Here is a 15,614-nt window from a genome sequence, read left to right as displayed (position 1 = left end):
GCATTCCGAAGCTACGCCGTTCAGCAAGTGCAAGGTTACGTTAGTTTAAGCTTGGCTTTTGCGCCAGCACGGCGGAAATAGCTAGGCTCGAAGGAGGAATTCCGTATCAAAGCAGAAGTCCGCTACTCGCCGGGACTGGCTCGACATAATATTTGCGGTCGGCCCGTGAATCAAAGCTTAGTAAGATCATGCTGCCCTGTTACTCGCTTTAGGCGCCAGTTTGATGCATCGATAAATGCGTTCTGGGCTTTCTCATTGGCGCGAGATCCCAAATTTTTGGCGCGTCATCACAAGACTTGGTGGCCAGCGTCGATTTAGAAGCGTCGGCACCACATGCCATTGTTAGTTGAGCGCATGCCTGTCTGGCGCTTTTGGCCCCTCTACCTCGAATAAAACGATCGTCCTGGTCGCGGAGGCGCCGTTCGACTTGCTCAGGACCGGGTTCCGATGATTGGTCTAGTGCTTGTGACCCATGGACGCCTTGCCGACGAGTTCAGGGCGGCGCTCGAGCATGTTATGGGTCCGCAAAAGCAAATTGAAGCCATCGCGATTGGGGCCGAAGACGCCGCCGATTTGTGTCGAGGCGATATCATCGAAGCGGTGAATCGTGTCGACAGCGGCGATGGTGTCGCTATCCTCACCGACATGTTCGGCGGCACGCCCTCCAACCTCGCGATTTCCTGCATGAGCCGCCCAAACGTGGAAGTGCTCGCGGGCATCAATCTTCCCATGCTGGTCAAATTGGCCAAAGTGCGCGAGAGCCGCTCCCTGCTGGAGGCTGTAGACATGGCTCAGGAGGCCGGTCGCAAATACGTCACCATCGCCAGCAGCGTGCTTGCCGGGAAATGAGGGACGAGGGGCGCTCTAAATGCGACCCCATCCCAAGGACGGACCCGACCAACCGGGCCAATGATGTCCGTTGTTCAAGGTAACCCGGAAGTGGCCGACCGACCGCCAAATCGGCGCTTTCGACCCAACTGAGAAATTGGCGTGGAGGTTTGCGTTTAGGACCACGACGGCCCTTCGCTCCCCCGGCCGCCTCGTGGTGGATCGCGACACCCGCCGAACGCAACCCGGTCAGCAATACAGTTCTTAGAGAGGCAGGATCGAATCCAATGTCCTTGGCGTTTGGTGGATGTGCTTCGCTGCCCTTCAATCGGAGCGCCAAGTGCAATCTCGCAAAGGTGCTGAACGATGAGATTGACATGACCGTCAGTCATGGGAAATCTCCGACACTTTGGACTAAACGCTCAACCAAAGATCAACGCTTTGAACCATAGGGCCGATGAGGAAGTGGCCCAAACAAGGCGGTTTGAAACGTTGTTCCGCTTCTGGCACGAACGGGACGAACCAAGGTGGTCCGACGATGTCCGATATTCAGGGTGAACCGGAAGTCGTAGTTCGGAGTCATCCGGACCGTTTCTGACCCGGAACGGACATCAAGCCAACTAGTCCCCGACTGTGGTTCACAAGGTGCTAAGGTTGAACGTGTTGGCTGCTCGACCCTTCGGAGGCTCTGATGCGACGACGCGAGTTTATTTCGGTTGTTGGCGGCGCGGTGGCTGCGTGGCCGCTGGTGGTGCGTGCACAGAAAACGCTGCCTCGTTTTGGGTGGTTAGTATTTGGCGACGCCAAAAAAATGGGACCAGTCGATCAGTCGTTGAAGGACGCACTCGCGCAAGCCGGACTCCTTGAGGGCCGCAACGTCGAAATCGTCTTTCGCTATGCCAACGGTATGCCGGATCGACTTGCGGAATTGGCCACCGAACTTGCCGCGCAAGGGCCAACCCTTCTCTCGGGTTACAGGCTCGCGAAACGGATAAGTTTAGAATTAACTCTGATCGGGGGCGGTCACCGGAAAACTTACCGGAAGTACCTTCAGTCTGACGCTGGGCGCGGTTCGTTACACTCATCTGAGAACGCACAGGTATTGGCTGCCCACCGACTACCAGCGGAAACCAGCTGACGGCCGACCGCAGAGCGTCACCCATGTCGTTGTGACAGATTTGAGCCGCGGGGAATACATCGAAAGGCCGCCGAATTATCGGCGACTTTTCATCATCCGGACTTCAAGCCGGAACAACCGGGCCATTACCAGCGATACGCGCGATAGTAGCGAGGGCCGCCGTACGCATAGGCAGGACGAATAACGCGGCGGTATCGGGGACCATAATACGCCGGAGTATATCCGCCGTAGTATGCCGGAGCGTAGCCATAGCCGTAAGTTGGCGCGTAACCGCCGTAGCCGGGGGCATACCCGCCGTAGTACCCGTACCCCGGACCGCCATAATAGCCGTAACCCGGGCCATAAGCGTAAGCGTTGGACGCTATGCCGCCGATGACGGCGCCAGCAATTAGCCCGCCCGCAAGACCAGGACCCCAGCCACCGCCGCCCCAGCCACCCCCCCGCCACCTTGCTTCGGCAGGTGATGGGATCGCCAAGGCAGTGACCGCAATGGTGGCAGCCGTAGCCAACGCCAATACTGCTCTTTTCATAACTAAGCCCTTCCCATGGATCGGACCTGAACCGTCGTCCAATGTGGATTTGTTTCTCCGCGAGCGTGGTTTGCAAGGGCTTCCAAGAAATTTAATATTGATGAACGGTTTTGCCTCGGTCACTGCGCGACGCGATTGAAGTCATTCGCTTGTAAATTTAGGCGGGGCAAATTGAGTAGCTTGAGCCGCTTCCATCGTTTTGTTGTAATATTCTTCTCGTTCTCGCTGAAATTTCTGCTGGTTTTCTCTGAATTTCTCCACTCGCCGTTGCATCATCGCGCGGTCAATCGCAAGTCTATCTTTCGGTGATAATACCAAGGACAGTGCATCACGAAGAACCGCCTGCACACCCGCGCTTGGAATCTCTGCCTTGAGTGAATCGGCAGAGAAGTCTTGAACGATCGAAAGGGTCTCATCGATTAAGCTATTTCGTGTTTTTGGCCGTTGATCACTCACAATAATTGCCCGTTACCAATTTTCGGAAGGGGCTGCATCCACACTTATAGTAATTTTTCCAGTGATGGAGCAGTACCGCCACGTTGAAACCCTAGTAGGTCGAGTGAAGGCGGCTCATCGCCAGTTAGGATCGTTAAGCAGGCATGACATTGGCCTCGGTGATGCGTTTGGTGGTTGAAGAGATGAAGCAGAATGTCCGCGAGGGGCTGAAAGTGCGGCATTCCAGATGTGGTTCGATAACGATGGGAAACGGACAAACTGGCGTCGTCGTAGGTATCGATCAGTGCAATAATCCGATTGTCTTCAGCGATACGAGCCTGAGTTAGTTCCTTGCGATTGTCATATAGAATTTCGTCAAGTTGGTTCGGATGATCGCCTTCACCCGTCAACCGCTTCATCCACAGCCGGTCAGTCAGGAGCAGATGGTTGAGGGTTGCATGAAGGCTTCCAAAGAAGACGCCGATGTGAAGTCGATACGCTTGGTCGGATAGATCAAATGCTGCAGCGTACAGGCGTGAATTTGCCCAGCGATTATATGCAGCCAATTGACGAAACTGAGTGATCACCCGGCTGGCTCCTAACTAATCATCGGCTGGAAAGGGTATTGCTGATCCTTGTTACAATCGCATCCCACTGACGCTTTTCTGATGCGGGATAGGAAATAAGCACACAGTTCACAAGACGGCCTGAGAAATTGCAGCGGTTGTACCAGATATTGTCATTGCGGAAGCTGGACACTGCAAAGAATCGAGGTGTGATTTTCTTGTAGACGATGTTAGGTGGCGGGTTTTTTTTGGCCAAAAAGACAGCAGGTGAATCGCGCGCTACATTAGGAATCGACTGCACCGTCAGTTTTGCGCGACCATCCGATGTCTCAAAAAGCCGCCCGTATCCACTTTCTGGTTTTCCGGCCTCTTTCGAAAAAACCGCCGTCGGGATATCCACCACCGCGCCGCTTTCCGGAACAACGAAGCGCTGCCAGTCAACCGACTGCGCCATTGCTGCTGATGGTAACCAGACAAGCATCAGCAAGAAATAGAAGCCGCGTTTCATCAATCTTTCCCGAGTCTCGCGGCACTAATCTGGCCAGACCAGATTAGTTCCAGTTGTCTACAAAGAATAGCGCTGATAGAAACTCGGTTTTTTCCAATGACGTTACCCATGCCGCGATGTGGTATGCTTCAACCTGGATTTAGCGTGGTCCTGAGCCTCCTTGGAGGGCTGCATGAGACGGCGCAATTTCATCAGTCTTCTTGGCGGTGCGGCGGTGGCATGGCCGCTCGCTGTGGCGGCACAGCAGAGCACCAATCGCAAGCGTCTTGCTATCTTCAGCCCAGCGGAGCCAAGCGCGGACTTGCATGATCATAGCGAAAGCAAAAAGTCCCGAGCCTTTTTCGCTGAGCTTCGGCGGTTGGGGTGGATCGAGGGACAAAACCTCAAGGTCGAAAGTTACGGCCGAGAGCAAAATGCGTCCGGCCCCGAAGGCCTGGCGACGGAAATTGTTCGGAGCAACCCGGATGTCATCCACGTCGTTGGCCCTGGCGCAGTCATCTTCAAAAAGCTAACATCGCGTATTCCGATCGTAGTGATAACTACCGACCCCGTTAAGCAAGGGATCGCCGAAAGTCTGGCTCACCCGGGCGGCAATTTCACGGGAGCCAGCATCGACGCCGGTCTGTCCATTCATGGAAAACGGATTGCACTATTGCGCGAGATGGTTCCGACGATGTCGAAACTTGGCTGTCTCGCTCTTCGATTCCAATGGGATGGGGCGAGCGCAGGCGCTTTCCGCGCAGCTGCCGAAACGGCAGGCCTCCCTCTCGCGGTGTCTTTACTGGAATTCGGTACCAGCGAAGCAGACATTCGGACGGCGGTCGAGAGCATCTCCCGCGACGGTGCAAATGCGGTCATGGTCCTCGATTCGCCTCAGATCCTTCAAAACAGCACGTTGATCGCTAAGCTGCTCGGCGACGCGAAGCTTCCGGCGATTTTCACATTTACCGAATCCATCGAGGCCGGGGGCTTAATGGCCTATTCTTTCGATCTGATCGAATTGCATAAGCGCGCCGCCAACAATATCGACGCAATTCTCCGAGGAGCAAAGCCCGGCGACATCCCGTTCTACCAAGTAACCAGATTTGAGTTGTCCATCAACCTCAAGACAGCCAAGCAGCTGGGGCTTTCCGTACCTCCTGGGCTCGTCGCGAGTGCCGATAAGGTAATTGAGTGAACAAGCAAAGGTCCGGTTGTGGCACTTTGAGACATGCCGACGGGCGGGCAGAGTGTCCGCTTATTGGGTAGAAATCGGAATTCGCCGTTCGATAGTCGAAACGACGCGAATGACCCTGAGCGGACCCGACCCTGGGCAGAGGGATCGAATAATCGTAAAGTGAAATAGGGCAGCGGTTCACCTCGATTATAACAATTCAGGTCTGCCCGAGGACTTGCCTGGCCGGTCTGTGACAGGCTGACCGTGCGGCCGACTGCACGGTTCCGTCGGTTGCTGGTGGTTACTCCAGGGCTGGAGGAAGCCGCGATGCTCGACATGAAGCGACGCGAGTTCATCACGCTTCTCGGCGGCGCGGTCGCTTGGCCGTTAGCGGCGCACGCGCAGCAGCCGGCCATGCCGGTGGTTGGTTTTCTCCATGGCGGGTCAGCTGGGATGCGGACTCAGTTTATCGCCGCGTTCCATCAGGGCCTGAAGGAAACCGGTCATATTGAGGGCCAACACATCGAGATCGACTATCGCTGGGCAGACGACCAAAGTAATCGACTGCCCGCCCTTGCGGTCGATCTGGCGCGCCGTCAGGTGTCTGTGATCACGACGTGCGGCGGAGAACGGGACGTGTTTGCGGCCAAGGCCGCGACCTCTAAGATTCCGATCGTCTTTATTGTCGGTGGCGATCCGGTGAAAGCGGGCTTCGTCGCCAGCTTGGGTCGCCCGGGGGGCAACCTAACCGGCGTGAATATGTTCAGCGTTGAGATGCAGGCGAAGCGCCTGGGAATACTCCACGAGTTAATCCCGCCAACCATGGTCATCGCCAACCTAGTTGACCCAAATTTCCCCCCAACTGAGGCCGCGGTAGCCGAAGTGCAGACGGCGGCTCGCATTCTCGGGCGACAAATGCTGGTGCTTAAGACTAGCAGCGAGAGCGACATAGACGCAGCCTTTGCGACCCTTATGCAGGTGCGAGCGGGAGCGCTCCTCGTTGGCCCGGGCCCCTTCTTCAATACCCGGCGAAATCAAATAGTGGCGCTGGCGGCACGCCATGCCATTCCCGCGATCTACGAGTTTCGCGATGCCGCGAAGGATGGCGGCCTCGTCAGCTATGGAACTAGCCTTGTGGATGCCTACCGGCTGGTCGGTGTTTACACCGGCCGGATTCTCAAAGGCGAGAAGCCCGCCGACCTCCCGGTCGTACAGCCGACCAAGTTCGAACTGGTGATCAACCTCAAGACCGCCAAGGCGCTCGGCCTCGAAGTGCCGCCGTCGCTGCTCGCCATCGCCGACGAGGTGATCGAGTGAAGGCGCGATTTGCTGCGGCGCATGAGTCCGCTTATGGCACGAAGCGGAAGAGCCCGGCCGATCTGGCGACGTCCGTTGACGGGGGTAGACCGGAAGTGGCTGGCCGACCGTCAAACCGACGCTGATTGACCCGAAGCTGGCATGAGCCGGGCTGACATCCCGCAGCGCAACCGTCTCCCGGTATCCCGAGGTGTGCTATCCTCTCAGTCGGAGGCGCCGCCTGCGCCCACCTCTATTCAGGCCCTCCTGGCCACGAGGTGATCCGATGAAACGACGTGCATTCATCACGCTGCTCGGAGGCGCGGCAACCGCGTGGCCGCTCGCGACGCGTGCACACGTTTCGTCCAAGCGGCCGCTCATCGGAGTTATGGTGGCAGTCACGCGCCCAGGTAATCCGGTGCTTAACGCGTTTGTCCAGGGCTTGCGAGAGCTGGGCTACGTCGAAGGCCAGAATATCGATATCGCATGGCGTTTCGCGGAGGGCCGGATGGATCGATTTCCTCAACTGGCCGAGGAGTTGGTACGCCTTACGCCAGACGTGATCATGGTCGCCGTCACGCCGGCCGCTGTCGCGACAAGGAAATTGACGCAGACGATTCCGATTGTTTGTCCATTGCTTGCCGACCCGATCCGCTTTGGTTTGATTGCGAGCGAGTCACGACCAGGAGGCAATGTCACTGGTCTACTATTCCGCATTGAAGGCCTTGCAGGTAAACAGATCGAGCTTGCGCTCGACTTGATTCCAAATATGACCGCAATCGGGTTGCTGGTGAACGTCGCCAGTGGGGTGATTATCGATCGTCAAGAAGCTGAGAGTGCAAGTCGGAGGCTGGGCATCAAGTTGGTTCCCGCCGAAGTTCGGGGCCCCAGTGATCTGGACACGGCATTTCGGGCATTGGCAGAGGACGGTGTCCAGGCAGTCATCGTGCTCGTCGATGGTATGTTGTTCAACGAACGGGATCGGGTCGCCGCACTTGCTGCGGCCACAAAACTGCCGGCCATCTACGGCTTTCGCGATCATGTCGATGCGGGCGGCCTACTCAGCTACGGGGTCAGCCTGGCAGACAATTTTCATCGTGCGGCGGGCTATGTTGTCAAAATCCTCAAGGGCGCCAAACCGGCTGATCTGCCGGTCGAATTTGCCACCAAATTTGAAATGGTCATCAACCTCAAGACTGCGAAGGCGCTCGGCCTCACTGTGCCACTGACGCTGCTCGCCCGAGCCGACGAGGTGATCGAATAACCGTGCAACCGCGCACGTCGCTTTGCGGTGCATGTCCGGAAATGGCACAAACCGGCGTTTAAAGGTCGGGCAGAGTATGTCCGCTCTGCCCGGGTATTTCAGACATCAACTTGTTCCGCTATTGCCAGGGCGTCATCAACTTCGATCCCGAGATATCGAACGGTACTTTCGATTTTAGTGTGCCCGAGCAAGAGCTGAACGGCTCTCAGGTTGCCCGTTCGCCGATAAATCAGGGTCGCTTTTGTCCGTCGCAGTGAATGCGTCCCGAACAGCCTTGGGTCCAGCCCGACGCTTCCGATCCACTCCGACACGAGCCGGGCATATTGGCGCGTTGTCACGTTGCGGTCAGGGCCGCGACGGCCGGTGAATAAAAACTCGCCGGGCCGTTTGCCGGTGGACTTTAGATAATCATCGACTGCTTGGCGGGTCTGCTCGCTCAATTCAAATCTGACTGGCCGCCCGGTTTTCTTCTGCCGCACCGTTGCGCGATCCGCTGTGTATCCACCTGCGGCTACGTCCTCGACGCGGATGGCGACGACATCACAGCCGCGAAGCTTGCTGTCGATTGCCAGATTGAACATGGCGAGGTCGCAAGCGCGGCCTTCGATCTGGAGCTTGGTCCGGATCGACCAGACGTGTTTAGGTCGCAGCGGTGGCTTTGCACCGGTGAGCTTTCCCTTGTTCCACGGCACTCGCTTATGCTCAGGGGTGCCATTCGCTTGATCCTGCATGGCCATACTCCTCGGCTAGGTTACAGAGGGCGAGAAGCATGTGCCACCGGATCAGGCTTTGGAATTAGGTCGGCTTTCGGGTCTAAGCGGACTTCGCGTCCAGCCCAGCGGCAAACCACGTGTAGCGCTTGACCCACACGGGAAGTCGCCCCTTTCGATGAACCTCCGCTATCATATTGGGGTCGCAAAACATATATTGCACCAAACCGCTGTCGCGGTAGAGCACGACGGCTCGATGCCCGCGAGTAGGGAAGTGGCTCCGCGGCCCGGCGACAGATCGGCCCGGGCGGGCTCTGCCAGCCTTTAGCTGCGCATGGCGGCGCGGAAGCCGACGAAGCTCAACGCGCTCGCCACGGTGACGGCAATCCAACTCGCCCAGAACGGCACATCGACGCCATCCAAGGTGACGGACCACCCCATCCATTGGCGCAAACGGGCACTGTTTTTATGGTGTCAATTTGTCTGCTCGACACAGCGCATAAATCGCCCGATAATTGACATGTGAAAGTAGGGACCAGCGGGGACCTGCCATGGCTAATATCGAAGAAACTCCGCGCAAGCTCGTTTTGAAAGCAGGCTCAACGACGCTTACACTCGACAAGGATTCCGGCAAGGCAACGCTGCAGCAAAAAATGCTGCTGTGGAACAGAAAGCCTGTCGCGTTCGCGCTCTCCGATATCGACGACATCGCGGTGAAGTCGGATGTGGACGGCCTTTCAGGCGCGGCAATCCATCACAGCGTCTTGCACAGGCGTACTGGTGAGATCACCGTCCTGACAACCGAGGAAGCCAAGGACGCCGCCGAAACGGTGAAAAAGCTGCGTGGATTTATTGGACAGTAATGGCGAAGTCGTCAAAACTCATTGCGGCAAAGCGCGGGCGGATTTTGTTGGTTAGAAGAAGGCGCGACCGCTTATGGATGTTTCCCGGGGGCCGTAGGCGTGGCCTGGAAACGGAAAAAGATTGCCTGCGCAGGGAAATCCGGGAGGAGCTTCCAAAGCTCAAACTGGGGCGCTTGAAGCTCTGGAAAGAGGTCAAGGGCCAGGAACCCCACATCAGGACGGAAGATGAGCGATGCTATATTCATCGCTAATAAAGTGTCCGGTCGTCTCGCCATCGGTGACAGGAGGGAAATAGACAAGGCGACGTGGCGTAAACCGCGCGGCATCCGGTTAACGCCGACCTCTCGTTACATCCGCGACAAGCTGTTCCCCAAGCGAGGCTAACACTTCCGCGTTTGGCACTTTTGAGACATGCCGACCGGCCCTGACGATGTCCGCTTCCGGGGGAAAACCGGAAATAGTCTGACGACGACCAAAGTGACGCGATTGACCCATCTCGGACTGACGGTTATTTCGCCACTCAACTTTCAAAATTCCGTGTTACGGGCCCATAATGTGGCGGTGGCGCGCGCCGCGAGGTGACTGAATGAAACGCCGCAACTTTATCACGCTTCTCGGCGGCGCGGTGGTCGCGTGGCCACTCGCAGCCCGCGCGCAGCAACCAGCGGTGCCACGGGTCGGCTACGTCTGGAGCGGCGCCCGCGGGACGGACGTGTACAACCAGACGGGATTCCGTCAGGGACTTGCGGACCGGGGGTACGTCGTCGGGCGCAACCTGGTTTTGGAAGAACGCTACGCCGACGGAAAACCGGAGCGCGTGCCTGCGCTGATCGCCGAACTTCTCACGCTCAATGTCGATGTCCTCGTGACTCCAGGCACCCCCACTTCGCTGGCTGCGCAACGTGCAACATCCACGGTGCCGATCGTCTGCATGAGTGGAGATCCCGTCAGAATGGGTCTTGTGGCAAGTCTTGCTCGACCGGGCGGCAACATCACCGGGCTGTCGCCGCTCTCCGGCGAATATGGCGTCAAGTGGCTGGAACTGCTGAAGGAGGCGGCACCGAAGGTGCATCGTGTCGCCGTGTTGTGGAATCCTGACAATCCCACGAATGCTAACCAAGTCGAACTCGTGCAGAAAGCGGCACCCGCGCTCGGTCTCGAGCTGACAGCCCTTTCGGTGCGGCCGGCGGACATCGAGAACAGCTTCGCCGCTCTGGCAGAGACGGGCCTCGACGGCCTCATCGTCACCGACGATCCGTCTCTGATACCCCTCATCCCCCGGCTGATCGCGCTCACCGCAGAGCGGCACCTGCCGGCGATCTATCCATTCATCGACTCGGTCCGGCGAGGGGGACTAATGTCGTACTCGGCCAACCTTTTCAAGCTATGGCAACGCGCCGCTGGCTATGTTGATCGCATCCTCAAGGGGGCGCGTCCGGCGGAGCTTCCCGTCGAGCAGGCGACGGACGTCACGCTGAATATCAACCTCAAGACCGCTAAGGCTCTCGGCCTCGACATCCCAATGACGTTGCTCGGCCGCGCCGACGAGGTGATCGAATAGCGACGATATTAATTGCTGCGGTGCATGAGTCCGTTCCTGGCACTTTTCGGACCTGACAAGTCGGCTGCCCACGTCCGTTCTTGAGGGTAAAGCCGACTTCCCCCGTCGTGCACCCGGACTTCTCAGTTTGACCCACAACGGACGTCACCGGAGGACCGGGCCGCCTCGCGCTCAGTATGGCCTGGCCTCGATGACGTTGAGACTAGCCGCTGGCACAACGCGCGTCAGTTCGAAGCCAGACCTGGCAAGCAGGTCAGAGAACTCGTCACGAGTCCGCTCCCGCCCACCCGGCAAAGCCAACATGTGGAGATCCATGAATTTTGTCGCCGGCACTTCGTTCGCAGGCGCGATAATTCGCTCGATGAGAACCAACTTCGCCGTCTCCCGCATCGCACGCCGGCACGCCTTCAAGATGGCGATCGCTTCGTCATCGTCCCAATCGTGAATCACCACCCGCATCACGTAGGCATCTCCGCCTTCAGGTACCGATTCGAAGAAACTTCCGCCCACCATTCGGCAACGGTCGACGACGCCGTGCGCCTCCAAAACCGCCTCGGCTCCGGCAATGACCCCTGGCTGATCGAACAACGTGCCTTGCATCCGGGAATGGGCGGCCAGAATGGCTGCCAGCATTAAACCGCGCCCGCCACCCACATCCACAACATGATGGAAAGCGGAGAAATCATACGCGCCAATAACTGATTCAGCGCCACCGCGCGAAAACTCCGTCATAGCGCGATCGAAGACCGCGCTCTCCTCCGGACGTTCGGCGCGATAATTCCAAACGTCCTTACCGTTGAGACTTTGAAAGGCATTCTCGCCGGTTCGAATGCTGTGCAGCAGATGGCCCCATGTGCGCCAAACGTAAGGACTCCCGACGCACTCCGCCCACGCGCCGATCGGTGTCGCGGAGTCAGTGCGCAAACAATCTCCCATTGGTGTCAGTGCAAACCTTCGGTTTTCATCTTCCTCAAAAACGCCCACTGCGGCGAGCGCCCGCAGCAGTCGGTAGAGAGCGCCTGCATGGCTTTGCGTTAAGAGCGCCAATTCTTCTGCCGAACGAGAACCGCCTTTCAGATGGTCTGCGATACGAAGAGTTGACGCGACATGAATTGCCTGTGTGACCTGAAAGCCGTTGATCAGTCCCAGGAGATTGAGCCAAGGGTTGGATGTCACTGAAGAACCTCCGTAGGAGAGGAAGCGAAGACTTACTGTGCTCGGCGGATGCCCGTTGAACAAGTTTCCTTATGGCACACAGCGTCAGTTCTCGCGGTGCAAGGCCATGCCCGAAGTTGGGGGTAAAGCCAACCTGCGGGTTGTACGCCCCGACTTCTCAGGTTGACCCAACTGCGACATCACCCCTCCGGCACCCCGGCCATGCGCAGGCCCTCATACATGCGCTCGCGCCCAGCAAGGAAATTCGGATTGTCGCTGAATCCGGCAGCACGGAAGCGGCGAACGGTGAAGCCTGGATTGAGCGTCAGTCCGGCCTGTGCGGCAGCACGCGCCTCATCGAGCAGCCCGAGTTGCGCTAGGGCGGCCGCGAGATAGAAATGCGCTAGGGGGAAATTGCGGTTGGCGTCGATGCCCCGGCGGTACCAAGCGACCGCTTCCGCGTAAGAATTGAGTTGAACCTTGGCGAGGCCGACCCACATCATCCAGCGAAAGGCGAAGATATCCCGTGGCGAGAGGTGGAGCGCCTCATGGATATGGCCCTCGGTCTCTTCGCCCCGACCGAGAAAATATTTGGCAAGACCGATTAACGCGTGCGCGTTGGGCAAGTTGCGATCCAGCGCCAGCGCCTGTTCGCATTGAGCGATGCCTCGGTTCGCGCGGTTCGTAAAAATCTGGACATAACCCATATGCATGTGGGCCTGCGCGTAATGGGGGTCCATGGACAGAACCTTAATCAAGGTCGCCTCGGCCGCCGCGAGGCGCGCGGCCCAGTCAACGGTAGAAAAGTTAGCCCCCCTATTGAGGTCAATTAATGCCACGCCAACCAATGCCTCGATATTGCCCGGATCGAGAGCCAAGGCCCGTTCAAAAAAGCCAAGCGCTTGCGCCATGTGTTCGTTGGTCAGCCCCTTGTGCATGCGAGCGATGCCTTGAAAATACAAATCCATTGCATCGGAGTGCAGCGAACGTTCCGCTCGGCACGCCTCGGCCGCGATCAGCTGGGCGTCCAGCGTGTTGGCGAGCCGGGAGACAATTTCGTCCTGCATATCGAACAGATCGGTGATGGAATTGTCGAAGCGCTCGGCCCAAAGGTAGTTGCCAGTTTCCGCGCTGATAAGCTGCACGTTCACCCGAAGCCGGTTACCACCGCGCTGCACGGAGCCTTCGAGCACGTAGCGAACGTTCAGCTCGCGACCGATTTGCTTGAGATCAACGGCCTTGCCTTTATAGGTGAACGAGGTGTGTCGGCCGATAACGAACGAGCCTCTGATGCGTGACAAGTCGGTGGTGAGGCTCTCGGTCACGCCATCGGCAAAGTAGTCTTGGTCGGGATCGCCGCCGATATTCGCGAACGGTAGAACCACGATGGAAAGACGCGGCGCCGAAGTGGGGCCTAGCCTGGCGCGCTCGACCAGTGTAGCCGAGCTATGCCCATCCCGAACCATGGCATAAGCCCGCACAGGGCGGTCGATGTTCTTGAGATTTTGCTCGCCCATATCAACGAACTCGGCCCCGACCTTGCCTCGAACATGGTCGTAGGCAGAAGACGAGATGCAGATACCCCCGGGCTCTGCGATGCTCTCGAGCCGGGCCGCGATGTTGACGCCATCGCCAAAGATATCGTGCGCCTCGACGATCACATCGCCGATGTTGATACCGACACGGAATACAAGGCGCCGATCTTCTGCCTCTCCGGCGGCGAGATTTCGAATGCTGTCTTGAAAATGCCGGGCCGCTCGCACCGCTTCGACCGCGCTGGGGAACTCGGCCAGAAACCCGTCACCTGTGTGCTTGACCACGCGACCGCCGTACTCCGCAATAGCTGGCTCGACAATGCCCGCTAGAAGGGCGGTCAGACGCGCATGTGTGCCCTCTTCGTCGTAATGCATGAGCCGCGAATAACCGGCCACGTCGGCGGCCATTATCGCCACCAACTTCCGCCCGACCCGCCCTGATTGCTCCTGCGCCATGACCGCTACCACAACCCACAACCCAGTGTAGAACGGATCAGAAGGCCGTGCCAGACGCGCCTTGCTGCCTGAACAAGATTAGGTCCGGTGTTGGCACCTTTGAGACATGCCTGCGTATCCTGAGATGTCCGTTCCTCGGGATAGAGCGGAAGTCGCCGTGGTTCGATCAAACCGACGCGAATGACCCTAACCATCGATGCAGTGCGCGCTAGGTCGTCTGTCCTGCATGCGGCTAATTGCATCACGTTCACCCTATTTGGAAGCTGGTAGGCTCGGTCCGCTCTAGGCGTGGTCCTTGAAAGGGAGGGACGCATGCGACGGCTTGAGTTCATCTTGCTTCTAGGTGCCGTGGCGGTTTTCTTGGCCGCTTAGCGCGCTCTCCCAACAGGTGCGGGTACGACGGATCGGCGTTTTGATGGCATACGCTTCGAGCGATCCAGCCGGACAACTGCGTCTGAATCAAATTGTGTAAGGCCTTGAGCGGGTCGGTTGGACAGCAGGTCGTAACGTGGAAATCGACGTTCGCTGGCCCGGTCCTAACATCGAGCATATTCAAAATGCCGCGAGAGAGTTAGTTGCGGGGCAACCCGAGGTAATTGTGAGCACTTCCACGACTACGACGGCGGCGGCTCGACGGGAAACCGCGACCATCCCGATAATTTTTACGATCGTTTCCGATCCCGTAGGCGAAAGCTTTGTTTCGAGCTTGGCACGACCCGATAGCAACATCACCGGCTTCATCAACTATGAAGCTTCAATGTCAGGCAAGTGGCTTGAATTGCTCAAAGAAGCCGACGCTCGAGTCGTACGGGCAGCAGGTCTGTTCAATCCCGAATTTGCCCCGCGCAAGGGAGCGTTTTTCGCCGCGCCATTCGAAGCCGCCGCCCGATCCATGGGCGTATTGCCACAAGTAACTCCGGTTCGTAGTGAGGCCGACATTGAAGCGGCGATCTCGATGCTTGGCAGCGAACCCGGCGGGGGGCTCGTCATGATGGCGGACAACTTCATGGCGACCCATCGGAAACGCTTCGTCGAACTTGCGGCCTTCTATAAACTTCCATCAGTATTTCCGTTTCGCGCGGGTCCTGCAGACGGTGGGCTGCTGTCCTATGGAACTGACTTCTCCGAATTTTTTAAATCAGTTGGCCCTTACGTCGATCGAATTCTCAAAGGGACAAAGGTAAACGAGTTGCCGGTTCAGATGCCGGCAAAATTCGAACTGGTGATCAATCTTCGAACCGCTAAAATGCTTGGTTTAAGCGTGCCAACGACACTACTCGGCCGGGCGGACGAGGTGATCGAGTAGCGCCTGCTGTTTACGGCGGCGCGATGTCCGCTTGTGGCACATAGCGTTAGTTTGTGGTGTAAGCGGCATTTCCGGAGCTGGGTGCAAACCGGAAGTGAACGGCACAGCCAACGTGACGCGTTTGACCCAACTGCGACATCAAGGCTGATCGCCTTTGGGGCGAGATGGGTGTCATTGTTCTCGCTGACCGCTCGCAAAGTGCTAGGCTTGAGTATCGCACGAAGCTTTCTCAGGAGGCACATGCAACGCCGCGATTTCATCGCGATTCTTGGCGGCACAACGGCGTTTTGGCCGCTTGGCGCACGCG

The 15,614-nt window shown here is 57.9% G+C and carries 13 protein-coding genes and 2 pseudogenes; 9 read left to right on the top strand and 6 right to left on the bottom strand.

What is annotated here, in order from left to right; genetic code table 11:
* The first annotated feature begins 447 nt into the window (after positions 1 to 447).
* Both JQ641_RS36675 and JQ641_RS36670 read left to right on the top strand, forming a co-directional pair.
* Positions 448 to 849: a PTS sugar transporter subunit IIA gene (locus tag JQ641_RS36675; protein WP_212002068.1), complete on the top strand. Its 402-nt coding sequence runs from the start codon at positions 448 to 450 to the stop codon at positions 847 to 849.
* Between the two features lie 670 nt (positions 850 to 1,519).
* Entirely contained in the window at positions 1,520 to 1,966 is a 447-nt protein-coding gene (locus tag JQ641_RS36670; RefSeq protein WP_212002066.1) for a type 1 periplasmic-binding domain-containing protein, read from the top strand.
* Between the two features lie 671 nt (positions 1,967 to 2,637).
* Here JQ641_RS36670 and JQ641_RS36665 read toward each other — a convergent pair.
* Genes JQ641_RS36665 through JQ641_RS36655 form a run of 3 tightly spaced genes read right to left on the bottom strand, consistent with a single transcriptional unit; the run spans position 2,638 to position 4,005 of the window.
* On the bottom strand, positions 2,638 to 2,952 hold the full coding sequence (locus JQ641_RS36665) for a hypothetical protein (protein WP_212002064.1): 315 nt from the start codon (positions 2,950 to 2,952) through the stop codon (positions 2,638 to 2,640).
* 44 nt (positions 2,953 to 2,996) lie between these two features.
* Positions 2,997 to 3,518, bottom strand: a complete 522-nt coding sequence (locus JQ641_RS36660; protein ID WP_212002062.1) for a DinB family protein — start codon at positions 3,516 to 3,518, stop codon at positions 2,997 to 2,999.
* A gap of 19 nt (positions 3,519 to 3,537) precedes the next feature.
* On the bottom strand, positions 3,538 to 4,005 hold the full coding sequence (locus JQ641_RS36655; protein ID WP_212002058.1) for a hypothetical protein: 468 nt from the start codon (positions 4,003 to 4,005) through the stop codon (positions 3,538 to 3,540).
* 172 nt (positions 4,006 to 4,177) lie between these two features.
* Between JQ641_RS36655 and JQ641_RS36650 the strand changes: the two genes are divergently transcribed.
* The 3 genes from JQ641_RS36650 (at position 4,178) to JQ641_RS36640 (ending at position 7,721) form a co-directional block, all read left to right on the top strand.
* Positions 4,178 to 5,182 (top strand): ABC transporter substrate-binding protein, encoded by a 1,005-nt coding sequence (locus JQ641_RS36650; protein ID WP_212002057.1) that lies wholly within the window; start codon positions 4,178 to 4,180, stop codon positions 5,180 to 5,182.
* Between the two features lie 306 nt (positions 5,183 to 5,488).
* Entirely contained in the window at positions 5,489 to 6,478 is a 990-nt protein-coding gene (locus JQ641_RS36645; protein ID WP_212002055.1) for an ABC transporter substrate-binding protein, read from the top strand.
* Between the two features lie 265 nt (positions 6,479 to 6,743).
* The gene (locus JQ641_RS36640; protein WP_212002053.1) at positions 6,744 to 7,721 is read left to right on the top strand and encodes an ABC transporter substrate-binding protein; all 978 of its coding nucleotides are present in this window, start codon (positions 6,744 to 6,746) and stop codon (positions 7,719 to 7,721) included.
* Between the two features lie 98 nt (positions 7,722 to 7,819).
* On the opposite strand, the gene JQ641_RS36635 is transcribed toward JQ641_RS36640, so the two are convergent.
* The gene (locus tag JQ641_RS36635; protein ID WP_212002052.1) at positions 7,820 to 8,452 is read right to left on the bottom strand and encodes a tyrosine-type recombinase/integrase; all 633 of its coding nucleotides are present in this window, start codon (positions 8,450 to 8,452) and stop codon (positions 7,820 to 7,822) included.
* A gap of 530 nt (positions 8,453 to 8,982) precedes the next feature.
* On the opposite strand from JQ641_RS36635, the gene JQ641_RS36630 reads away from it, so the two are divergent.
* From JQ641_RS36630 to JQ641_RS36620, 3 genes and pseudogenes are all read left to right on the top strand, one after another.
* A complete protein-coding gene (locus tag JQ641_RS36630; RefSeq protein ID WP_212002050.1) occupies positions 8,983 to 9,294 on the top strand; it encodes a hypothetical protein in 312 nt (103 codons plus the stop codon).
* Positions 9,294 to 9,678 (top strand): annotated as a pseudogene (locus JQ641_RS36625) (NUDIX hydrolase). The gene JQ641_RS36630 and the pseudogene JQ641_RS36625 overlap by 1 nt, the downstream one beginning before the upstream one ends.
* A gap of 202 nt (positions 9,679 to 9,880) precedes the next feature.
* Positions 9,881 to 10,855 carry an ABC transporter substrate-binding protein gene (locus JQ641_RS36620; RefSeq protein ID WP_212002048.1) on the top strand — a complete coding sequence of 325 codons (975 nt, stop codon included), beginning with the start codon at positions 9,881 to 9,883 and terminating at the stop codon, positions 10,853 to 10,855.
* A gap of 171 nt (positions 10,856 to 11,026) precedes the next feature.
* Here JQ641_RS36620 and JQ641_RS36615 read toward each other — a convergent pair whose 3' ends face one another.
* Both JQ641_RS36615 and JQ641_RS36610 read right to left on the bottom strand, forming a co-directional pair.
* Positions 11,027 to 12,031, bottom strand: a complete 1,005-nt coding sequence (locus JQ641_RS36615) for a methyltransferase (protein ID WP_212002046.1) — start codon at positions 12,029 to 12,031, stop codon at positions 11,027 to 11,029.
* Positions 12,032 to 12,210: 179 nt separating this feature from the next.
* Positions 12,211 to 14,001 carry an adenylate/guanylate cyclase domain-containing protein gene (locus tag JQ641_RS36610; protein ID WP_212002044.1) on the bottom strand — a complete coding sequence of 597 codons (1,791 nt, stop codon included), beginning with the start codon at positions 13,999 to 14,001 and terminating at the stop codon, positions 12,211 to 12,213.
* A 484-nt stretch (positions 14,002 to 14,485) separates the two neighbouring features.
* Between JQ641_RS36610 and JQ641_RS36605 the strand changes: the two are divergent.
* Positions 14,486 to 15,307, top strand: a pseudogene (locus tag JQ641_RS36605) (ABC transporter substrate-binding protein); the annotation flags it as partial.
* Between the last annotated feature and the right edge of the window lie 307 nt (positions 15,308 to 15,614).

This window comes from Bradyrhizobium sp. JYMT SZCCT0180, assembly GCF_018130165.1.
Taxonomy (GTDB): domain Bacteria; phylum Pseudomonadota; class Alphaproteobacteria; order Rhizobiales; family Xanthobacteraceae; genus Bradyrhizobium.
Note: the sequence above shows the minus strand (reverse complement) of the source record. Positions and strands in the feature narration are given on the sequence as shown.